At 72.4% G+C, this 21,554-nt stretch carries 14 protein-coding genes; 9 read left to right on the plus strand and 5 right to left on the minus strand.

The genetic code is table 11. The features are described 5' to 3' along the window. Positions 1–196: 196 nt before the first annotated feature. The 3 genes from ACFY2B_RS31400 to ACFY2B_RS31410 all read left to right on the plus strand — a co-directional run bounded on the left by ACFY2B_RS31400 (position 197) and on the right by ACFY2B_RS31410 (position 7,516). Positions 197–1,723 carry a hypothetical protein gene (locus ACFY2B_RS31400; protein WP_390766443.1) on the plus strand — a complete coding sequence of 509 codons (1,527 nt, stop codon included), beginning with the start codon at positions 197–199 and terminating at the stop codon, positions 1,721–1,723. A gap of 52 nt (positions 1,724–1,775) precedes the next feature. Beyond that, complete coding sequence (locus tag ACFY2B_RS31405) at positions 1,776–2,657, plus strand: hypothetical protein (RefSeq protein ID WP_390766444.1); 882 nt, start codon at positions 1,776–1,778, stop codon at positions 2,655–2,657. Positions 2,658–2,824: 167 nt separating this feature from the next. Then, positions 2,825–7,516 carry a hypothetical protein gene (locus ACFY2B_RS31410; protein WP_390766445.1) on the plus strand — a complete coding sequence of 1,564 codons (4,692 nt, stop codon included), beginning with the start codon at positions 2,825–2,827 and terminating at the stop codon, positions 7,514–7,516. A 97-nt stretch (positions 7,517–7,613) separates the two neighbouring features. On the opposite strand, the gene ACFY2B_RS31415 is transcribed toward ACFY2B_RS31410, so the two are convergent. Next, the gene (locus tag ACFY2B_RS31415; protein WP_390766446.1) at positions 7,614–8,138 is read right to left on the minus strand and encodes a hypothetical protein; all 525 of its coding nucleotides are present in this window, start codon (positions 8,136–8,138) and stop codon (positions 7,614–7,616) included. Positions 8,139–8,562: 424 nt separating this feature from the next. Between ACFY2B_RS31415 and ACFY2B_RS31420 the strand changes: the two genes are divergently transcribed. From ACFY2B_RS31420 to ACFY2B_RS31440, 5 genes are read left to right on the plus strand one after another with little or no spacing between them, the layout of a single operon-like run. After that, a complete protein-coding gene (locus ACFY2B_RS31420; RefSeq protein WP_390766447.1) occupies positions 8,563–11,403 on the plus strand; it encodes a nitrate- and nitrite sensing domain-containing protein in 2,841 nt (946 codons plus the stop codon). Beyond that, a complete protein-coding gene (locus ACFY2B_RS31425; protein ID WP_390766448.1) occupies positions 11,400–11,834 on the plus strand; it encodes a roadblock/LC7 domain-containing protein in 435 nt (144 codons plus the stop codon). The genes ACFY2B_RS31420 and ACFY2B_RS31425 overlap by 4 nt, the downstream gene beginning before the upstream one ends. 9 nt (positions 11,835–11,843) lie before the next feature. Next, positions 11,844–12,239 (plus strand): DUF742 domain-containing protein, encoded by a 396-nt coding sequence (locus tag ACFY2B_RS31430; protein WP_376535884.1) that lies wholly within the window; start codon positions 11,844–11,846, stop codon positions 12,237–12,239. A gap of 24 nt (positions 12,240–12,263) precedes the next feature. Continuing rightward, on the plus strand, positions 12,264–15,881 hold the full coding sequence (locus ACFY2B_RS31435) for a hydantoinase B/oxoprolinase family protein (protein WP_390766449.1): 3,618 nt from the start codon (positions 12,264–12,266) through the stop codon (positions 15,879–15,881). Beyond that, on the plus strand, positions 15,862–16,467 hold the full coding sequence (locus tag ACFY2B_RS31440) for an ATP/GTP-binding protein (RefSeq protein WP_390766450.1): 606 nt from the start codon (positions 15,862–15,864) through the stop codon (positions 16,465–16,467). The genes ACFY2B_RS31435 and ACFY2B_RS31440 overlap by 20 nt, the downstream gene beginning before the upstream one ends. A 181-nt stretch (positions 16,468–16,648) precedes the next feature. Here the strand turns inward: ACFY2B_RS31440 and ACFY2B_RS31445 are convergent, their stop codons facing one another. The 4 genes from ACFY2B_RS31445 to ACFY2B_RS31460 all read right to left on the minus strand — a co-directional run bounded on the left by ACFY2B_RS31445 (position 16,649) and on the right by ACFY2B_RS31460 (position 20,863). After that, entirely contained in the window at positions 16,649–16,984 is a 336-nt protein-coding gene (locus ACFY2B_RS31445; protein WP_390766451.1) for a hypothetical protein, read from the minus strand. A 486-nt stretch (positions 16,985–17,470) separates the two neighbouring features. Beyond that, positions 17,471–19,096 carry a GGDEF domain-containing protein gene (locus ACFY2B_RS31450; RefSeq protein ID WP_390766452.1) on the minus strand — a complete coding sequence of 542 codons (1,626 nt, stop codon included), beginning with the start codon at positions 19,094–19,096 and terminating at the stop codon, positions 17,471–17,473. A 133-nt stretch (positions 19,097–19,229) separates the two neighbouring features. Beyond that, positions 19,230–20,420, minus strand: coding sequence for a lipid-transfer protein (locus tag ACFY2B_RS31455; RefSeq protein ID WP_390766453.1), 1,191 nt, complete (start codon positions 20,418–20,420; stop codon positions 19,230–19,232). Continuing rightward, a complete protein-coding gene (locus tag ACFY2B_RS31460) occupies positions 20,417–20,863 on the minus strand; it encodes a Zn-ribbon domain-containing OB-fold protein (protein WP_390766454.1) in 447 nt (148 codons plus the stop codon). The genes ACFY2B_RS31455 and ACFY2B_RS31460 overlap by 4 nt, the downstream gene beginning before the upstream one ends. Before the next feature lie 145 nt (positions 20,864–21,008). Here ACFY2B_RS31460 and ACFY2B_RS31465 point away from each other — a divergent pair, with 145 nt between their 5' ends. Continuing rightward, positions 21,009–21,545, plus strand: coding sequence for an NUDIX domain-containing protein (locus ACFY2B_RS31465; protein ID WP_376535870.1), 537 nt, complete (start codon positions 21,009–21,011; stop codon positions 21,543–21,545). Positions 21,546–21,554 lie beyond the last annotated feature (9 nt).

Below are 21,554 nucleotides of genomic sequence, written 5' to 3' on the forward strand. Positions count from 1 at the left end.
GCGGGTGGACGGGCCGGCGCCGGCTGAGGGGCGGAGCGGGCCGCAGCGTCTGCTGAGGGCGTGGCGCGGGCCACAGCGCCGGCTGAGCGGGTGGCGCGGGCGCCGGCACCGGCCGAGGGCGTCTCGCGGTGGGGTGACGGCCGCCGCTTCTGCGTCGTTTGGGTCGTTGTCAGACGGAGGACCTAGTCTGTGCACCGTGACTTCGCCTGCATCGACGGACAGCGTTCCGCCCCAGTTCAGCGCGGGGCCGCGCCCGGCACCGGGCCCGGCCGCCGACGAGGGACTGGCGCGGCGGCTGCGCGCGCTCGCCTGCACCGCGCCGCTGCACGACCTCGACGCGCGCAAGGCCAACCTCGCGGGCGAGTACTCGGTGTACGGCATGGCGGAGGTGGCCCTCGCCGCCATCGACCTGGTCACGCTCAACATGGACTTCGACACCGGCGCCGACCACGAGCAGATAGTCGCCCGGCTCCTCCCGCGCATCTCCGCCCAGGCCCCGCGCCGCCCCGTGGCCGAGCACGAGCGCGTGGCCCGCTGGGTCCTGGAGAACCTGATCAACGTCGGCAGCGTCGACCGCGGCTTCCGCGCCGTGTACGGCACGTTCGCGCCCGATGGCACCTACGTCCGGCGTGACTACGACTTCAAGCTCATCGAGGAGGTCCCGGGACCCGGCGGCACCGTCTACCTCCGCACCACGGACGAGGCCGTCAACGTCCTGGTCGGCGCCCTCGACACCGACGTCACCAGCGCCCAGATCGCCGCCGAGGTCAAGCTGGAGGTGCTGATCAACCGCGGCCGCCTCGCCGACGCCCAACTCGCCGCGGAGCAGGCCCGCTACCGCACCGTGCAGTACTCGGAGAGCCTGCGCAGGGCGCTGGAGGCCACCCGGCGCAACGTCCGCGCGGTGGACTGGCTGAGCGCCGTGCCCGACATGATCGCCGAGGCCCTGGACCACGTCGCCGACCGGTACCGCCACGAGAATGCGATCCTCACCAATATCCGCAAGGCACGCGACGAGTCCGAGGACCCCGAGCACAAGCGCCGCGCCGCCGAACTGGTCGACATCGTCAAGGACTGCATCCGGCGCCACACACAGCTCCAGTCCCGGCTGCTGGAGGCGGGGCCGCTGTTCCGGGCCGAACAGGACCGGCAGGCGTTCGCGACCCCCATGACCACATCGGGCCTGGATCTGTACGGGCACCTCGTCGCCCCCGTCCTCCCGCTCCCCGTGGAGCGCGCGGTCCGCGTCACGGACGCCTTCTTCGCGCGTGGCACCGGACCGCGCACCCCGGTGTTGGTGCGCATCGGCGACCTGGTCGGCCTGCTGCTGACCCCGCCGGTGGAGCGGGAGCACCTTGGCGCAGAGATGCCCGAACCCGACCTGATCGCCACACCGGACGACAGCCGGTTCAGCGACGAGCAGCTGGCCTCGGCCACTGAACTGCTGGACCTGCCGGCGGACGCGCCGCGCCGGCTGTCCGGGCTGCTGGCCGAAGCACGCCGGCGGGACCCCGAACTGCCGTACCTGGTGGCACTGCTGGCCGTGCACGCGGCCAGCCCGCCGGTCGGCACCGCCTACCGCCAGGGCGAGGAGAGGCTGCTGTTCGCCGTGGACGACGGGACGGAGCTGGACGACCCGGAGTTCGGCGGAGCCGACCTGATCGTCGGCACGGCTCTGCTGGACGCCGCGGGCATGGCGGCCGACCGGACGGAGGCGGCGTGACCCGACCCGGCCGTCCCCCTCACACAGGCCCGCGCACCAAGGAGCCACGACCGTGACCGTGTACGCCGACGACCCGAGCGAGCCCGAGCCCTCCGCCGCACCCGCGAGCGCCGTCGTCACGCCGGCCGACGCCGCCGACGCGGCACGGCTCGTCGCCTTCGGACTGCAGCCCAAGCTGCAGCCCGCGCGCGACCAGGAGTACGCGGAACTGCTGCGCCGCCACCGCGAGGACCCGGCGTTCGCACGGCTCGCGGACGCCGTGGCCGCCGGTCTCGGCCTGGTCGTGCTGGAGGTGTCCCCGCGCGCGGGCATGGCGGTGACCGCCGCCGAGGACTCCGTCTTCGCCGTCCGCATGGGCGACTACGCCCGCCGCACCACCGCCGACTCAGGGGACCGGTTCCTGCACGGTCTCGCCCATCTCGCCGTCGCCGCGCTGGCCTTCCCCCGCCCGGAGGACCTGGCCGACGACGGCTACATCGGCCGGATCTCCGTCCACGGTGTGGACGCGTTCGTACGGCAGGCATGCCGGCGCCTCGAAGAACGGGCCGCGCAGCAGAGCGAGAACACCGACCCGGCCACCGACGCGCCCGGCCTGGAGGCCGCCTGGCGGATCTGGGTGCGGCGCAGTGCCACCGGCGCCACCAAGGACGCCCGCAGGCTGGCCGGTTCCACCACCGGCATCGTCGGCAAGGCGGTCGCCTTCCTCACCGACTCCGGGTTCCTGCAGAGAACGGGCGACGACAACGGCGGCACCTACCGCACCACCGCGCGCTACCAACTCCAGGTCCGCGACATGGCCGGCGGCGCCGCCATGGCGGAACTCCTCGAACTCGGCGTCGTCCCGGTCACCGACGGCACGGCCAGCCTGCTGCCCGCCGAGGACTCCGACGATCTGGAGCTGGTGGCCGACGCCGGGCTGCCGTTCCACTCCTGACACCCCGAACCGTCCCGCCGCCACGAAGCTCCGCCGCACCGACAACTGCCCCTCCGAAAGACCTGTCCCCGAAGACCTGCCCTCCGAAGACCTCCCGGTCCGAAGAGCTGTCCGTCCGAACTCGTCCCGTCACTCGCCCCGTCGAAGCCAAGCCACGAGAGTCCGCCATGTACGAGCTGTCCCGGGTCCGCCTCTACTCCATCGGTCCCGCCGGTGCGCGCTATGCCGACACCGTGCTCGACCTGCGGGACGTGGGTGAGCCGGTGCCCGATCCCGCTCCCACGCAGGCGGAGTTCTTCGAGGAGGAGCCCGTCGGCCCGCCGCGCCGCCCGGCACCCGCGGGCGTGCTCTTCCTGGAGAACGGCGGCGGCAAGTCGGTGCTGCTCAAACTGATCTTCTCGGTGATGCTGCCGGGCCACCGCAACACCCTCGGCGGCGCCAGCTCCGGTGTCCTGCGCAAGTTCCTGCTCGCCGACGACTGCGGCCATGTGGCGCTGGAGTGGCAGCACGTGCAGACCGGCGAATGCGTGGTCGTCGGCAAGGTCAGCGAATGGCGCGGACGGCAGGTCTCCAACGACCCGCGCAAGTTCGCCGAGGCGTGGTACTCCTTCCGGCCGGGCCCCGGACTCAGCCTCGACAACCTCCCCGTGGCCGAGTCCACGGCCGTACGCCCGATCGTCGAGGGCCAGTCGGGTGCCCGCGGACGCCGACGCACCATGAAGGGGTTCCGGGACGCCATGACCGAGGCGGGCAAGGCGTATCCGCACCTGGAGGTGCACTGGGAGGAGATCCACGAGCGCTGGACCGAGCACCTGGGCGACCTCGGCCTCGACCCCGAACTCTTCCGCTACCAGCGCGAGATGAACGCCGACGAGGGCGAGGCGGCCGGCCTGTTCGCGGTCAAGAAGGACTCCGACTTCACCGACCTGCTGCTGCGCGCGGTCACCGACACCCGGGACACCGACGGTCTCGCCGACCTGGTCGGCGGGTTCGGCAACAAACTCGGCCGGCGGGCCGAGCTGATCGCCGAACGGGACTTCACCGCCGGATCGGTCGACCTGCTCGGACGGATCGTGGAGGCCGCCGACGCCCGCGCACGCGCGCGTGACATCCACGCCGGCGCCGAACGCCGCACCCGCGCCCTCGCCCGGCGGCTGTCCGTGCGGGGCGCACGCGAACGGGCGCGGGCCACCGACCTCGCCCAGCAGGTCACGGCCGCCGCGCACACCGTCACCCGGTCCGCCAACGCGCGTGAGCGCAGCGCGCTGATCGCCGCCGAACTCGCCTACCGGCACGCCTCGCTGGCCCTCGCGGCCGGTGAGAAGACGGCCACCGCGCAGAAACGCGAGCTGGCCGACGCACGCACCCTGCACTCCGCTTGGCAGGCCGCCGAAGCCGTGCTGCGCCACCGCGCCGCCGCCGACCGCGTCGCGCGCGTGGCCGCCGCCATCCAGGAGGCGGAGCGGGACGCCGCCCCGGCCCTCGCCGCCCGGGCCAAGGCCGCCGTGGACCTCGTACGGGCCCTGCACGAGGCCGCCGAGAGCGCCGAGGCCCTCGCCAACGAAGGAGAGGAACGCTCGGCAGCCCTCCAGAAGACCGGCGAGTCGGCGTACCGGGACTCGACCGCCGCCGCCACCGAGGCGCAGCGCGCCCGCAGCGAGATCGGGCACCTCAGACAACGGCTGACCGAGGTCGAACAGGAGACAGCCGAGGCGGTGCGCGCGGGCTGGCTCGACGACAGCGCGCCCGACGCGGACCCGGCCCGTGCCGCCCTCGCCGCCAGCGACGCCGAGAAGACCGCCGTCGCCGCCTGGGACGCGGCCCGCGATATGTCGCGCAAGGCGGCGGAGCACGCACGCGAAGCCGCGTCCGCCGAGTCCCGCGCCGAGCTGACGGCGGCCCGCGCGGCGGACGCGGCGACCGCCGCCGACCGCACCCACCAGGCCGAACGCCGTACCGCCGAGGCACTGGCGGCCGAGGAACGGCTGGGCGAGCTGCTGAGTCTGCCGGGCACCGCCGCCGGCAGGCGGGCCGGGGTACCCGCCCAGCGCTCCGGCGCCGACGCCCCCGCGGCCCCGGACCCCGCGGCCGGCGCCTCCGCGGAGACTCCCGACCCGGACGGTGCCCGCCCCGGCGACGAACACCCGCTCACCGCCGAGGACCTGGACCAGTTCGCCGACGAACTGCACGGCCTCCTCGACGACTCCGTCTCCTCCGCCGAACGGCACCTCTTCGAACTGCGCACGGCGGCCGCCGACGACTCCCGGATCCTCGGCGCGCTCGGCGACGGCGGACTGCTGCCGCCTGGCCCCGACGTGCTGGCCACGGTCGAGTTCCTCGGCGAACACGGCATTCCCGCGCTGCCCGGCTGGCGCTACCTCGCCCAGGCCGTCGACCCCGCCGACCACACCCGGGTGCTCGCCGCCCGCCCGGAACTCGTCGACGGCGTGATCATCACCGACCCGGACACCCACGCGCGGGCCCGCGCAGCCCTGGGCGAGGCGGCGCTGCTGCCACGGTCCGCCGTGGCCGTCGGCACCGCGGCCGCCCTGCTCGCCCCGCCCCCGGCCGCCGACGCGAGCGGCACGGACGTGTTCCTCGTACCGCCGAACCCGGCCATGCACGACGAGCACGCCGCCGACGAGGAACGGCAGGCACTGCGCGCGCGAGCCACTGAGCGGGACGAGGAGATCCGTGCGCTCGCCGCCCGGCTCGCCAAGGACCGGGAACTGGCCGCCCGGCTCGCCTCCTGGCGCACCGGCTGCCCGGCGGGACGGCTCGTCGAGCTGGCGCGGGCCGCCCGGGACGCGCGCGAGTTCGCCGTGGAGTCCGAGGCGGAACTCGCCGAGGCCCGGACCACGCGCGCCGAGGCCGAGGAAGCCGCCGCCGAGGCCGCCCAGGCGCGGGACGAACGCCAGGAGGCCGCGCAGAAGGCCCGGCGCGCCGCCGACGCGCTCGCCGGGCTCGCCTTCCGGCTGCGCGAACGCTCCGGCTGGCAGGCCAAGCTGCGCGAACTCGCCGACGAGGCCACCGAGTCGGAGGCCCGCGCCCAGGTATGCCTGGAACGCGCACGCGCCGCCGACGAGGACCGCCGCGCCGCCCAGCGCGCCGCCGATGACGCCCGGCGCACCGCCCGCGCGCTGCGCGGCGAACGCGCCGAGATCGCGGGTGCGCCCGACGACCTGCCCGAGGCCGCCGACGATGCTCCGAAGGCATCCCTGCCCGCGCTCCGCGAGGCATACCGAGCCGCCTCCCAGGTGTACGAGAAGGTGGGCGTCGGCGCCGATCTGCGCGCCGAGCAGGCCCGAGCGGAGAGCGACGAGAGCGCGGCCCGCGCCGAACTCGACCGGCTCAGCAACAAGGTCCGCACCCGGGCCGAACAACTGCTGCAGTCACCCGACGGCTCCGACGGCCCCTCCCGACAGGCCGCCGCCGCCCGCGCGGAGGAACTGGTCCAGCTCCTGGAGACCCGCATGTCCACCGCGAGCGAGCAGCTCGGACGGCTGCGCGGCGAGGCCGAACGGCACGCCCCCGAAGACAGCGAGGCACACACCGAACTGCCCGAGGAACTTCTCCCGCGCGACGCCGAGCACGCCCAGGCACTGCTGCGCACCGCGGCGGCCGAACTCGCCTCCCACACCGAGGCGCTGGCCCAGGCCCGCGAGGCCCACGGCGAACTCCTCGCGGCCCACCAAGCGGCCGAGGACGCGGCCGGCGGCTTCGACGAGGTCGCGGCCATGCTCCGTGACCTGCTGCGCGAGCATGCGGGCGACGAGGAGCAGGAGGAACCGGAGCCGTACCCCGGCTCCCTGGAGGAAGCCAGACGGTCCGCCGCGGAGGCCCGTCGCTCGCTGCGCGGCTGCGCCGCCGACCTCTCCGCCGCCGACGCGTCCGTGCGCGAGGCCGGCGACGTACTGGTCCGGCACGCCAACTCCACCCGCTACGAACAGGTGCGCACCCCCGCCCGGCAGCAGATCCGTGAGCTGCCCGCCTCCACGCTGCCCGAGCACGCCCAGAAGTGGGCGGACGCCTTCGCTCCCCGCCTGCGCGTCCTCACCGACGAGTTGGCCCAACTGGAACGCAACCGCGACTCGATCGTCGACCGGCTGCGCGGACTGGTCGAGTCCGCACTGGCCACCCTGCGGTCCGCCCAGCGGCTGTCCCGGCTGCCCGAAGGACTCGGTGAGTGGTCCGGACAGGAGTTCCTGCGCATCCGCTTCGAGGAACCCGACCAGGCCATGCTGACCGAGCGGCTCGGCGAGGTGGTCGACGAGGCCACTCGTGCCGCCGTGAAGAAGAACTCCGACCTGCGCCGCGACGGCATGTCCCTGCTGCTCCGAGGAGTGGCCGCCGCCCTGCGGCCCAAGGGCGTCGCCGTGGAGATCCTCAAGCCGGACGCCGTCCTGCGCGCCGAACGGGTCCCCGTCGGGCAGATGGGCGACGTGTTCTCCGGCGGCCAACTGCTCACCGCCGCGATCGCCCTGTACTGCACGATGGCCGCCCTGCGCTCCAACGACCGGGGCCGTGACAAGCACCGGCACGCCGGCACCCTGTTCCTCGACAACCCCATCGGCCGCGCCAACGCCACCTATCTGCTGGAGCTGCAGCGTGCCGTCTCCGACGCGCTCGGCGTGCAGCTGCTCTACACCACCGGCCTGTTCGACACGACGGCGCTGGCGGAGTTCCCCCTGGTGATCCGGTTGCGCAACGATGCCGACCTGAGGGCCGGGCTGAAGTACATCAGCGTGGAGGAGCATCTCCGGCCCGGACTTCCTCGGCCGACCCGGGCCGAGGAAGCCGCACACAGCGAGATCACGGCGACACGTATGTTCAAGCGCCCGGCGCCCAGCACCCCCTGACCGGTCGCGCCCGCCGGCCGAGCGCGACCGTACGCGGAGGCGCTCGGTCACGCTGCCGCCGCGGCCGAGCGCGTGGCCGAGCGGATCAGGACCTGACTCAGGGGTGCGACAGCTGCCCGGCGCTGCCCTGCCTGCGTATCCGCTCCCGTTTGGCGGCCTTCGCCTGCCGCCGGGCGGCACGCCGCTCCCGGCGCAGCGACCGCGCCGTACTGCTCGGCACCGACACCACGCCGTGGCGCTGGTTCCACACCTGGCGCGTCACCCAGACGTCGAGCGCACCCCAGGTGGCGACCACCGTGCTGGCCACACTGCTGATCACCATCGGGAGGGCCAGCCAGGACTCCGCCAAGGTGCACAGAAAGGCCACCATGGCCTGCATCAGCGTCACGGCGATGATGATCACCGCACGGACCGCGGCCGTACGCACCGGATCGGGCATCCGGCGTCTACGCGCGGGCTCCTCGATCCACAGCGGCCGGTACTCCGGCTGCTGTTGTCCTGCGGTGGCCCCGGTACCCCGCGGGTACGAACCCACGCCCTCCGGGACCTGAAGGCCCCGCCGGATCATCGAGCCCCCCGTCACGCCGTCCTCGGGCCCCTCGCGTCGCTCCGCCGTGCCCATCAACGTGTCACTCCCCACCGCCGACAGCCCCCTCGCTCACGGTGCCCCAGAGACACCGGCTCCCCAGTGATTGCCCGGCTTGCGCTGCTTTACGCCGCCGGGATGGTGGATGCGGTTCCCGTGACCGATTCGGCCCCCCATTCCCCATGGAGAAGGACGAACGGCGCGTCACGAAGATTCCCGGACCACCGGAGAATTTCGGCCGACCGCCCGGAGTGTTGAACCGGCGGATGCCCCCTGCACCCCTGGAACCGGGGGCGCAATCTCCCCTAATGCCAGGACAACTCGCCATGTCCGTGCGGTGAAGATGAAGTTCAGCCTCCGGACGCGCCTTCGAGTTGGCCGTGCGACGGTAGTAGGCTCGCGCCGTTTGTTGACGCACATATGCACCCCCGTCCGGAGGGGGACCGAGCTGGGGGAGGCCATGCGCTTTCGCGGGAAGTCGATCCGCCGGAAGATCGTGGCGCTGCTTCTCGTGCCGCTGGTGTCCCTGGCCGCCATCTGGGGCTTTGCGAGCGTCCTCACAGGACGGGAACTCGCCCGGGTCTTCGATGTGTCGCATCTCGTGGAGGACGTCGGATACCCCGTCGAGGACACCGTCCGCGCACTGCAGCAGGAACGCCGCCAGACCCTCGTCTACCTCGCCGACCCGCGCGCCTCCGACGCGCTCGGTGCCCTGCAGCGCACCCGGTCCGTCGCCGACGCGGCGATCGCCAAGATCCAGAAGAACGCCAGGGACTCCGGCGTCCGCGACAGCATGAGCCCGGGCGACGGCGAACGCCTCACCGCTGTCCTGGACGCGTTCGACGGCGTCAACTCCCTGCGCCGCAGCGTCGAGGACGGCACGGTCACCCGCCACCAGGCAGTCGATCTGTACAACCGGGTCGTCGACCCCTGCTACTCCCTACTGGCGAGCCTCGAAGGCGTCGACGACGTGGAGATGGACACCCAGGCCCGCGCCCTCGTCAACATCGACCGGGCCCGTGAACTCCTCTCCCGCGAGGACGCCCTGCTCGGTTCCGCCCTGGTGGTCGGCCGGCTCACCCAGGACGAGACCCGCGAGATCTCCGACCTCGTCGCCCAGCGCACCCTCCTGTACGACATCAGCCTGCCGCAACTCCCGGCGTCCGAACGGGACCGCTACGACCGGTTCTGGAAGAACGCCACCACCGCGCCGGTGCGCGCGGCCGAGGAAGCGGTCACCGCCTCCGGGGCGGGCACGCCCAACGAGATCGGCGCCAAGAGCTGGGACGCCGCCGCGGGCGCCGTGCTCGAAGACCTGCGCACCCTCGACGACGATGCCTCCGACCGCTATCAGGACCGTACCCGCCCCGTCGCGGTGAGCGTGATCATCCAGGCGGCCGTCGCCGGCCTGCTCGGACTGGCCGCTCTGATCGTCTCCCTCGTCCTGTCCGTGCGCGTGGGCCGCGGACTCATCCGCGATCTGCGCCAGCTGCGGCTGGAAGCGCACGAGGCGTCCGGCGTCCGGCTGCCCAGCGTGATGCGCCGGCTGTCCGCGGGGGAAAGAGTCGACGTGGAGACCGAGGCGCCGCGCCTGGAGTACGACAAGAACGAGATCGGCGAGGTCGGCCAGGCACTCAACACCCTCCAGCACGCCGCCGTGGAGGCGGCCGTCAAGCAGGCCGAACTGCGCGCCGGGGTCTCCGAGGTCTTCGTCAATCTCGCGCGGCGCAGCCAGGTGTTGCTGCACAAGCAGCTCACCCTGCTCGACAGCATGGAGCGCAGGACCGAGGACACCGACGAACTCGCCGACCTGTTCCGCCTCGACCACCTCACCACCCGCATGCGCCGGCACGCCGAGGGCCTGGTGATCCTCTCCGGAGCCGCTCCCTCGCGTCAGTGGCGCAAACCCGTTCAGCTGATGGACGTCGTCCGTGCCGCCGTTGCCGAGGTGGAGGACTACGAGCGCATCGAGGTCCGCCGGCTGCCGCGGGTCGCCGTTACCGGCCCGGCCGTCGCCGATATCACTCACCTGGTCGCCGAGATCCTGGAGAACGCCACGGTGTTCTCCCCGCCGCACACGGCGGTCCAGGTCATCGGTGAGCGGGTCGCCAACGGTTTCACCCTGGAGATCCACGATCGTGGTCTCGGCATGGCGGCCGAGGTGCTGCTGGAGGCCAATCTCCGGCTCGCCGAGACCCCAGAGTTCGAACTCTCCGACACCGACCGGCTCGGCCTGTTCGTGGTCAGCCGCCTCGCCCAGCGCCAGAACATCCGCGTCTCCCTGCAGCCGTCTCCGTACGGCGGCACCACCGCGGTGGTCTTCATCCCCGACGTGCTGCTGACCGATGACGTGCCCGACACCAACGGCATCGGGTTCCGCCTCGACCGGGACCGGACCACCGAGACCGCAGACGGGGAAGAACGGCGCGCCACCGCCCTGGCCCAGGTGCCCGTGCACCTGCCGAGCCCGCCCGCCTCGCTCCTGGACGGCCCGGTCGAACTGGAGGGCCCTGTCGACCTGGACGCGCTCGACGACCTCCCGGGCGCCCTCAGCGACGAGTACAGCGAACGCGGCGGGCTCTTCCGCGGCCGTCGCTCCCTCGCCCGCGCCGACGACGAGGCCCCGGGCCGCGCAGGCGGGGATCATCGGCAGCCGTCCGACGCGACGGACCGCGCCGAGGCGGACGACCGCCCGGACGCCCCCGTACCGCTGCCCCGCCGCAGGACACCCAAGCTGGTCAGCTCGCACGGCCGGCCGATCAGTGAACAGCGCTCCCGCCGGGCTGCGGACAAGGAAGCGTCCCCGGCCGGCCCGTCCGGTGCCGAACCCGACCTGGCCCCGCTGCCCTCCCGCCGCCGCCGGGGTGAGGCGTCCCCGCGCTCCGACAGCGCAGACAACGGCGGTGCCGACGCCCGCGAGGAATCCCGGGCCGACGGTCCAGGAGAGCCGTCCGAGGCCCCCAGACTTCCCCGGCGGCGCCGCCGCCCGGAGATCAGCTCCGGCGACGACGGCCGCGACAGCACTGCCCAGCAGACCGCCGAGGCACCGGAACAGACCGGTTCCGGAACGGGCGCGCTGCCCCGACGCGTGCGGCAGGCCAGCCTCGCCCGGCAGCTCAAGCACGAGGCCGCGCGAGGCCCCGGGCGTGACACGGAACCCGAGGACCGCGACGCCGAGGAGGTGCGCAGCCGCATGGCCTCGCTCCAGCGCGGCTGGCAGCGCGGCCGGGAGGAGAACGCCGCGGGCGACGACGCCCGGAACGGCACAGCACAAGGAACGACTAAGGGGGACGGTCGATGACCGCACCAAAGGCGACCGGCCACACCGCACCGGACAAGGGCACGCTCAACTGGCTCCTCGACGACCTCGTCGACCGGGTCGCCAGCATCCGCAAGGCCATCGTGCTCTCCGGTGACGGACTGGCCACGGGTGCGTCCAATGACCTGACCAGGGAGGACAGCGAGCACCTCGCCGCCGTGGCGTCCGGGTTCCACAGCCTCGCCAAGGGCGTGGGCCGCCACTTCGAGGCAGGCAGCGTCCGCCAGACGGTCGTCGAACTCGACGAGGCGTTCCTCTTCGTCACCGCGGCCGGTGACGGCAGCTGCCTCGCCGTCCTCGCCGACGCGGACTCCGACGTCGGACAGGTCGCCTACGAGATGACACTCCTCGTCAAGCGGGTCGGCGCGCATCTGGGGGCTGCCCCACGTACCGATCTGCCCGCCGACGGGTAGTGGGACGACATGAGCGGAGACGGTCAGGGAAGAAACCACTGGTTCGACGACGAGGCCGGCCCCGTCGTCCGTCCGTACGCCATGACGCGTGGCCGCACCACCAGTGCGGCCCAGCACCGCCTCGACCTGATCGCGGTGGTCGTCACGGAATCGCATGCGGGTGACCCGGAAGCGGACCAGATGCTCTCCCCGGAACACGTGGACATCGTCGGACTCTGCCGTGCCGCGCCGCAGTCGGTCGCCGAACTGGCCGCGGAGCTCGACCTGCCCATCGGGGTGGTGCGAGTCCTCGTCGGCGACCTCGTGGCGAAGGAACTCGTCCACGTGACACGTCCCGTACCCCCGGCGGAACTGCCGGACGAGAGTATTCTGCGCGACGTGATCAACGGCCTCCGGGCGCTGTGACCGGCGCGGAAGCGGAGTAGTGACGTGACAGGCTGGCAGTTCTGGGTCGACCGGGGCGGTACCTTCACCGACATCGTCGCGCGGCACCCGGACGGCCGCCTGCTCACCCACAAACTGCTGTCCGACAACCCCGCGCGGTACACCGACGCGGCCGTCGCCGGTGTACGCGAACTCCTCGACGGCTCCCCGGAGCCCATCGACGCCGTCCGCATGGGCACGACGGTCGCCACCAACGCGCTCCTGGAACGCAAGGGTGAGCGCACCCTTCTGGTCATCACCCGCGGATTCCGCGACGCCCTGCGCATCGCCTACCAGAACCGCCCCCGCATCTTCGCCCGCCGTATCGACCTCCCCCAGCTGCTGTACGCACGCGTCGTCGAGGTCGACGAGCGGATCTCGGCCGACGGCACCGTCCTGCGACCCCCCGACCTGGACGCGCTGCGCGGTCCGCTCCAGGAGGCGTACGACGACGGGATCCGTGCCGTCGCCGTCGTCTGTATGCACAGCCATCTGCACCCCGCGCACGAAGAGGCGATCGGCGAGCTGGCCGCGCGCACCGGATTTCCGCAGATCTCGCTGTCCAGCGAGGTCAGCCCCCTGATGAAGCTCGTCCCGCGTGGCGACACCGCGGTCGTCGACGCCTACCTGTCGCCCGTGCTGCGCCGCTACGTCCGGCAGGTCGCCGACCAGCTCCAGGGCGTACGCCTGATGTTCATGCAGTCCAACGGCGGGCTCGCCGAAGCCGGGCAGTTCCGTGGCAAGGACGCCATCCTGTCCGGACCCGCCGGCGGAATCGTCGGCATGGCCCGCATGTCGAAGCTCGCCGGCTTCGACCGCGTCATCGGCTTCGACATGGGCGGAACCTCCACCGACGTCTCGCACTTCGCGGGCGAGTACGAACGTGTCTTCACCACGCAGCTCGCCGGTGTCCGGTTGCGCGCGCCCATGCTCGACATCCACACCGTCGCCGCCGGCGGCGGCTCGGTCCTGCACTTCGACGGCTCCCGCTACCGTGTGGGCCCGGACTCCGCGGGCGCGGACCCGGGACCCGCCTGCTACCGCGGCGGCGGCCCGCTCGCCGTCACCGACGCCAACGTCATGCTCGGCCGCATCCAGCCCGCCCACTTTCCCAGGGTGTTCGGACCCGAGGGGAACCAGCCGCTGGACGCCGCGCTCGTCCGCGACCGCTTCGCCGTCCTCGCGCGGGACATCCACGAGCGCACCGGCGACGACCGAACCCCGGAACAGGTTGCCGAGGGCTTCCTGCAGATCGCCGTCGCCAACATCGCCAACGCCGTGAAGCGGATCTCCGTCCAGAAGGGCCACGACGTCACCCGCTACGCCCTCACCACCTTCGGTGGGGCGGGCGGACAGCACGCCTGCATGGTCGCCGACTCGCTCGGCATCCGCACCGTCCTGGTGCCCCCCATGGCCGGTGTGCTCTCCGCACTCGGCATCGGCCTCGCCGACACCACGGCGATGCGTGAGCAGTCCGTCGAAGCACCTCTGACGGCCGCAGCCATGCCGGGCGTCCGCAGGACCGCCGACGATCTGGAGAACGCCGCCCGCGCCGAACTCCTGGCCGAGGACATCCCTGAGGACCGCATCACGGTCACCCGTCGCGCCCAGCTCCGCTACGACGGCACGGACACCACCCTCACCGTCGAGCTGAGCGAGCCCGACGCGATGCGGCACGCCTTCGAAGAACGTCATCGCGCCACGTACTCCTTCGCGCTCGACCGCCCCGTCGTCGTCGAAGCCCTCTCCGTCGAAGCCACCGGCATCACTCAACCCCCCGATCTCTCCGCCCTCGCCACCTACGAGGGCCGCGCCGCCGCGCCCGGGACGGTCCGCTTCCACTCCGGCGGCGCCTGGCGCGACGTACCCCTCCACCGCCGCGAGGCGCTGCCTCCCGGACGGATCGTCGCCGGCCCCGCGATCATCGCTGAGGACGGCGCCACGACTGTCGTCGACGACGGCTGGAACGCCGCGACGACCGACGACGGCCATCTGATCCTGGAACGCGCGGCGATTACACAGAGTTCCGACCTCGACACAAAAGTCGACCCGGTTCTGCTGGAGGTCTTCAACAACCTCTTCATGTCCATCGCCGAGCAGATGGGCGCCCGGCTGGAGTCCACGGCCCAGTCCGTCAACATCAAAGAACGCCTGGACTTCTCCTGCGCCCTGTTCGACCCGGACGGAAACCTGGTGGCCAACGCCCCGCACATCCCCGTCCACCTGGGCTCGATGGGGACCAGCGTCAAGGAGGTCATCCGCCGCCGCGGCACCTCGATGCGGCCCGGTGACACCTACGCCGTCAACGATCCGTACCACGGCGGAACCCACCTGCCGGACGTCACCGTCATCACCCCGGTGTTCGACACAGAGGGTGACCGGATCCTCTTCTACGTGGCCTCCCGCGGCCACCACGCCGAGATCGGCGGCATCGCACCCGGCTCGATGCCCGCGAACAGCCGCACCATCGACGAGGAAGGCGTCCTCTTCGACAACTGGCTGCTCGCCGAGAGCGGCCGTTTCCGTGAGGAGGAGACGCTGTGCCTGCTCACCGACGCGCCCTACCCCACGCGCAACCCCACGACCAATCTCGCCGACCTGCGCGCCCAGATCGCCGCCAACCAGAAGGGCGTCGACGAGGTCGGCCGCATGATCGAGAACTTCGGACTCGACGTCGTCCAGGCATACATGCGGCACGTCCAGGACAACGCCGAGGAGGCCGTGCGCCGGGTCATCGACGCGCTGGACGACGGGGAGTACGCCTACGAGACCGACTCGGGTGCCGTCATCCGGGTACGCGTGCGCGTGGACCGCGCCGGCCGCGCCGCGACCATCGACTTCACAGGGACGTCCGCGCAGCTCGCCACCAACTTCAACGCACCGTTCTCGGTGGTCAACGCGGCAGTGCTGTACGTCTTCCGCACCCTCGTCGCCGACGACATCCCGCTCAACGACGGCTGTCTGCGCCCCCTGGAGATCATCGTGCCCGCCGGATCGATGCTTGCACCGGAGCCGCCGGCCGCGGTGGTCGCGGGCAACGTCGAGACCTCCCAGGCCATCACCGGCGCCCTGTACGCGGCCCTCGGCGTCCAGGCCGAGGGCTCCGGCACCATGAACAACGTCACCTTCGGCAACGAGCGGCACCAGTACTACGAGACCGTCGCCTCCGGATCCGGCGCCGGTGACGGCTTCCCCGGCGCGAGCGTCGTGCAGACCCACATGACCAACTCGCGGCTCACTGATCCGGAAGTCCTCGAATGGCGACTGCCCGTCCTGCTCGACGAGTTCGCGGTCCGGCGTGGAAGCGGCGGATCCGGACAGTGGCCGGGCGGGGACGGCGCGGTGCGCCGGATCCGGTTCAACGAGCCCATGACCGTCTCCACGCTGTCCCAGCACCGTCGGGTCCCGCCGTACGGCATGGCGGGCGGGGAGCCGGGCGCGCTCGGCGCCAATCGGGTGGAGCGGGCCGACGGCTCCGTCACCGAACTCGGCGGAAGCGACTCGGCGGACGTCGGCTCCGGCGACGTGCTCGTCATCGAAACCCCTGGTGGCGGTGGCTACGGCCGGCCGTTACCACACCCCGATCAAGCAGGAGTAGAGAGCGATGAGCTTCGGGCGTTCTGAGCACGACAAGCCTCCGGTCGAGCCCGTCACGCTCAAGATCCTGGTGGCCGGTGGATTCGGCGTGGGCAAGACGACCCTCGTCGGAGCGGTCAGCGAGATCAGGCCGCTGCGCACGGAGGAACTGCTCACCGAAGCGGGACGGCCGGTGGACGACACCAGCGGTGTGGAAGGCAAGCACACCACCACCGTGGCCATGGACTTCGGCCGGATCACACTCCGCGAGGACCTGGTCCTGTACCTCTTCGGCACGCCCGGTCAGGAGCGGTTCTGGTTCATGTGGGACGAGCTGTCCGAGGGCGCGCTCGGGGCCGTCGTCCTCGCCGACACCCGCCGTCTGGAGGACTGCTTCGCCGCGATCGACTACTTCGAGCGGCGTTCCATACCCTTCCTCGTCGGAGTCAACTGCTTCGAGGGAGCCGGCCGCTACCCCGCGCAGGACATCCGTCAGGCCCTCGACCTGGACGACGACGTACCGCTCGTGCTGTGTGACGCCCGTGACCGCCGGTCGGTCAAGGAAGTGCTCATAGGAGTCGTCCAGCACGCCATGGCGTACGGCGCCGGGCGCCGGCGGTCGGTCACCACCTGAGTTTCGCGCACGGCCCGTACCCCCGCCGACCGGGGTACGGGCCGTGGTCCATGTGCGCGGCTCCACGCGCGCGTGCGCACCGTTGGGCACGCGCGCGTGCGGCACGCCGGCGCCGGTGCGCCCAGCACGTTGGCCCGATGCTGATCGGGCAGGCCCTTGCCGGACATGCATCCGTTCGCCGTCAGGCTGGTGAACCGCACGGCGGACTCCCGGAACGGCGCGTGTCCTGCCGGACGGCGGCGTCGTGCACGGGCTTGCCCGTCGCCCGGTCCCACAGGGCGAGCGTCGCTTTGCGGGCGGGACCCGCGAGCACCCCGCCGGGCAGCGGGCCGCGGACAGCGCCGAGCATCGCGCCGACCGGCACATCGAACCCTGGGCCGGGGGTGCTCAGGGGCCTCCCAGGGGCTCGTGTCCTGCGGAGCCCGGGGATGACCGCCGCGCGGACACCGGCACCGAGGAGGACCGGGATCGCGGTCGTGCCGCCGACCTCGTCGACGAAGATCTCTTCGTTGCTCATGACGGCTCCCAGGCGCCGGCTCCCCGGGGATCGGCCCCGGATCTCCGTGCAGGACGGTTCCCTTGGCGACTTCGACCGAAGGCAGGGAGAGCCCCGCGCCCCGCCCGGCGTCGATGACGAGCGTGCCGACGCGATCGAATCGCCCGTGGGGGAAGCGGGTCCTGGCTCAGGAAGGTCCTGAGCGGCGCAATGCCTGATTGCGCCGAGAACGTACGGCGATGCCGACCGATACGGGGAGTGTTCACCGGCGTCAGGGGAGCGTCAAGGCCGTCGACGGCAATGGTGACAGCGGCGCGCACGGCCGCACGCGCGGTCAACCGGCCCTGCACGGGCCGTACTTCGGGCGCAGGGCTCGCCCGCCGCCCAAGCAGGTCGAACGCAGGCCCCTCGGTTCGGGCGGCGTTCTGTGAGGCCCGCGAAAGCCGCCTGCCGCCACCACGGCCGCCACGGACGAACGACGGCCGTCAGGGCCCTCCTGGTCGCCGCTCAGCCCGCCTGTACGGGCGTCACGCCCGAACCGTGCCGGATCTCGTACCCGGGCGACCCCGCGCGTGCCAATACCCAGCTCGCCCCGCTCAGCGCCTTCGCGGCCTTCTTCAGCGGGACCAGACCGGCCGCGGCCTGCCGGTGGTCGACCACGCTGCCCGGCGCGCAGACGACGGTGGCCAGGGACAGCGTGACGGGACGCCCGCCCGCCGACCAGGAGGTGCCGAGCACGGCCGCGGCCAGCGGGCCGAGGATCTCCTCGTCGGCGAGCACCAGGAAGTCGTCACCGCCGATGTGACCCACGTGCGTGTGCCCCGCCACGGCCTGTTGCAGGGTCCGTCCCACCGATCGGATCAGTTCGTCGCCCGCCGCGAAGCCGGCCCCGTCGTTGACCTGTTTGAAGTGGTCGATGTCCAGCCAGCTCAGGGTGAAGCCCCGCCCGCCCGCGATCCGCCGGTCCACCTCGCCGGTGATCACGTCCGAACCGGGCAGCCGGGTCAGGGGATTGAGCCCCGCCGCCTCCTCGACCCGCGTCTCGGCCAGCGCCCGTACCAGGTCGGCGAGGCGTACGACGCCCACGCAGCGGCCGTGCTGGTCCACGACCGCCACGTCGTCCGAGGTGCGGTCCCGGCCGCCGACCGCCACGACGTCCAGGACCTCCCAGGCCGTGGCATCGACGCCCACCGTGCGTGGCGGGTCACTCAGCTTGAGCGCGGGCCGGTCGGCATACAGGGCATGCCCGTAACGGCCCGACATCGACAGCAGGAAGCGTGAGCGGTGCACCGAGCGCACCGGGGCTCCGGCCCGGTCCACCAGCAGTACCCCGGACACGTCCGGCGACCCGGTCAGCAGCGCCCGGACCTGGCCCGCCGAGACGGTCACCGGCAGCAGCGCGGCGGGTCGCACGAACTCGCGCACCGTCGGCCCCGACCGCGGCACGGCCGGGGCGTCCGGGAAGCGGGGCGGTACGTAGACGTCCACGACGGGAGTCCGGGACGGCGGCGCGAAGAGCTGGCCCTGCGCCAGTTGGGCACCGGCCGACAGCGCGTCCGCGTGCTGCAGTTCGGTCTCCACGCCCTCGATCGCCAGCAGGGCGCCCAACTCCTCGCACAGCGTCCGCATCGCCCGTACCGCGGCCGGCCGGGTGAGCAGCGAGGCATCCAGCTTGACCAGGTCGGGTGCGATGTCGGTGAGCAGCCTGAGGGGTACGTCGCCTTCTCCGACGCCGTCGGCGCTGATGCGGAACCCCTGCTCGCGCAGCGCGGCCAGCGCGTCGAGGAGTGCCCGCTGCGGCACGTGCGTGTAGGGCGGGACGACGTCGAGCGTCACCTCCCACGGCAGGCGTTCCGCCGCGCGTACCGCGTCGTGCAGGGGGGTGAGGCCGCCGAGGTCGGCGAGCGTGGCCGCGAACACGTTGACGTGCAGGGGCAGCACCCGCTCCCGGCGAGCCGCGGCACGGAAGGCCAGCACGGCCAGTCTGCCGTCGAGTTCGGGGTCTCGACGGGCTTCGGCCAGGATGTCCCCGGTCTCCGGGCGGGCGAGTATCTCCAGTGCGGTGATGCCGCCGGTGGCCAGGTTGACCACCGGCTGGAAGGCGAAGCGGAGAGTGTCCGTCCAGGAGTGCACGGGAGCATGATGGCGCCGTCGGCGCGCGCCCAGGCGTAGTTCATAAGACGTTCACGCAGCATTCCGAGGTGATCACACAGCGTAGAACAACCTCGTGTGCCCCTCCCGTCACGCCGTCCCCTTCCGTTGCCCGTCAGCGCAGCGCGAGCACCGACGAGCCGTGCCCGAACAGCCCCTGGTTCGCCGTGATCCCCACGCGTGCGCCGGCGATCTGCCGGTCGCCCGCGGCGCCCCGCAACTGCCAGGTCAGCTCACAGACCTGGGCGATCGCCTGGGCGGGCACCGCCTCTCCGAAGGAGGCGAGTCCGCCGCTCGCGTTCACGGGTATGCGCCCTCCCGGGGCCGTTGCGCCCTCCCGGAGCAGCTTGGCGCCCTCGCCCTCGCCGCACAGCCCCAGGTCCTCGTACCACTGCAACTCCAGGGCGGTGGAGAGGTCGTACACCTCCGCCAGGGACAGCTCCTCGGGGCCGATGCCTGCCTCCTCGTAGGCGGCTCGGGCGATCGACGCCCGGAAGGTCTCCTCGGGCGGCGCGACCGCCGCCGACGAATCCGTGGCGATGTCGGGCAGGTCCAGCACGGTACTGGGATAGCGCGGCGTCACGGTGGAGACCGCCCGGATCCGCACCGGACGTGGCGCGCCCTGCCGGTGCGCGAACTCCAGACTCGACAGCACCAGCGCCGCACCGCCGTCCGAGGTGGCGCAGATATCGAGCAGCCGGAGCGGGTCGGCGACCACCGCGGAGGCGGCGACCTCCTCGGCCGTGACGCGCTTGCGGTAGCGCGCGTACGGATTCAGCGCCCCTGACGCGGCGTTCTTCACCTTCACCAGGGCGAAGTCGTCCGGGGTGTCGCCGTGCAGCGCCATTCGCCGCCGTGCGTACAGGCCGAAGTACGTCGGATTCGTCGCGCCCAGCAGGCGGAAGCGCAACCAGTCGGGATCGTCGGGGCGCTCACCGCCCGCGGGCCGGAAGAAGCCCTTGGGCGCCGCGTCGGCGCCCACCACCAGCACCGCGTCCGTGAGCCCGGCGAGGATCTGCGCCCGCGCCGTGGCGATCGCCTGCGCGCCGGACGCGCACGCCGCGTACACACTGGTGACCCGGGCTCCCTGCCAGCCCAGGGCCTTCGCGAACGTCGCGCCGGCGACCTGCCCGGGATAGCCGCCGCGTACCGTGTTCGCCCCGACGATCGACCCGATGTCGCGCCATTCCAGTCCGGCGTCCGCGAGCGCGGCGCGGGCCGCCACAGCGCCGTACTCGACGAAACCGCGTCCCCATTTCCCCCAAGGGTGCAGGCCCACGCCGAGCACCGCCACGTCCGCTGTCATGCCTGCACCCCCGTCGGCCGCCAGTTCCAGGTCGTCCAGGTGGTCTCCGCGTCCTCGTGGAGCACCCCGGGGACGACCTCCACCTCCATGCCCACCGCCAGGTCGGCGACGGTGACACCGGGAACCGCCTGTCCCAGCACCACGATCCGCTCGGACTCCAGCTCCACTGCCATCAACGTGTACGGCTCCCACGGAAGTTCCGGATTGCTCACATAGGGTGACGGAGGCCGATACCGGCTGTTCGTGTACGACCAGATGCGACCACGCCGTGACAAGGGCGCTTCCAGGAGGTCGCCGCCCGGACACCGGGGGTTGCGGCAGTGGGTGTCTTCCCGGGGGAAGAAGACCGCGGCGCAGGACGAACAGCGTGTGCCCAGGAGCCCGAACGTGTCTCCCTCGCCGGTGAACCACCCCGAGACCGCCGGTGTGCGTGTGCGCGACATGGTCCCTCCAGGGCATAGAATCTGACGGTTGGTCAGGAGTGTGGCACGCGCGTCCGTAAATGGGCAGGCCGCACCGGTGAATGGACGGCCTGTTTACGGACAGCTTCCGGAAGACGAGCTTCCCGCGATCAGATACAGTCCGCGCGTGTCCGAATTTCAGCACTCAACCGCCAACTCCGAGCCGGACTCGCATTGTTCGAGCTGCGGAGCGCCCTACGGAGAGGGAGTCTCCGGCTGGCCCCGCACCTGTCCGGCCTGCGGGTCAATCGCCTACCGCAACCCACTGCCGGTGGCGATCGCCCTCCAGCCCGTGTACGACACGAAGGGCACCGCCCTCGTCGTCATCACCCGCACCGTCGCGCCCGCCCGCGGGACCGTCGCGCTGCCGGGCGGCTACATCGACGACCGGGAGGACTGGCGTCAGGCCGTCGTCCGAGAACTCAAGGAGGAGACGGGCATCGACGCGACCGCCCGTGACGTACGGCTCATCGACGCGATGAGCTCGCCCGACGGGCACCTGCTGCTGTTCGGTCTTCTCCCCGAACGCCCGGCCGACGCACTCCCGGCGTCCCACGCGACGGACGAGACCGAAGGCTGGCACCTGCTGCGCAGGCCCGAGGAACTCGGCTTCCCCCTGCACAGCGCCGCGGTACGGGCATGGTTCGAGGGCCGGTACATCTGAGTTCCGGGC

This window comes from Streptomyces sp. NPDC001270, assembly GCF_042896695.1.
In the GTDB taxonomy this organism is placed as follows: Bacteria; Actinomycetota; Actinomycetes; order Streptomycetales; family Streptomycetaceae; genus Streptomyces.

Coding starts and splice junctions, on each gene's coding strand:
- ACFY2B_RS31410 (WP_390766445.1), top strand. CDS start 2,825: ATGTACGAGCTGTCCCGGGTCCGCCTCTACTCCATCGGTCCCGCCGGT.
- ACFY2B_RS31445 (WP_390766451.1), bottom strand. CDS start 16,984: ATGAGCAACGAAGAGATCTTCGTCGACGAGGTCGGCGGCACGACCGCG.
- ACFY2B_RS31455 (WP_390766453.1), bottom strand. CDS start 20,420: ATGACAGCGGACGTGGCGGTGCTCGGCGTGGGCCTGCACCCTTGGGGG.
- ACFY2B_RS31460 (WP_390766454.1), bottom strand. CDS start 20,863: ATGTCGCGCACACGCACACCGGCGGTCTCGGGGTGGTTCACCGGCGAG.
- ACFY2B_RS31430 (WP_376535884.1), top strand. CDS start 11,844: ATGAGCGGAGACGGTCAGGGAAGAAACCACTGGTTCGACGACGAGGCC.
- ACFY2B_RS31425 (WP_390766448.1), top strand. CDS start 11,400: ATGACCGCACCAAAGGCGACCGGCCACACCGCACCGGACAAGGGCACG.
- ACFY2B_RS31415 (WP_390766446.1), bottom strand. CDS start 8,138: ATGGGCACGGCGGAGCGACGCGAGGGGCCCGAGGACGGCGTGACGGGG.
- ACFY2B_RS31420 (WP_390766447.1), top strand. CDS start 8,563: ATGCGCTTTCGCGGGAAGTCGATCCGCCGGAAGATCGTGGCGCTGCTT.
- ACFY2B_RS31440 (WP_390766450.1), top strand. CDS start 15,862: ATGAGCTTCGGGCGTTCTGAGCACGACAAGCCTCCGGTCGAGCCCGTC.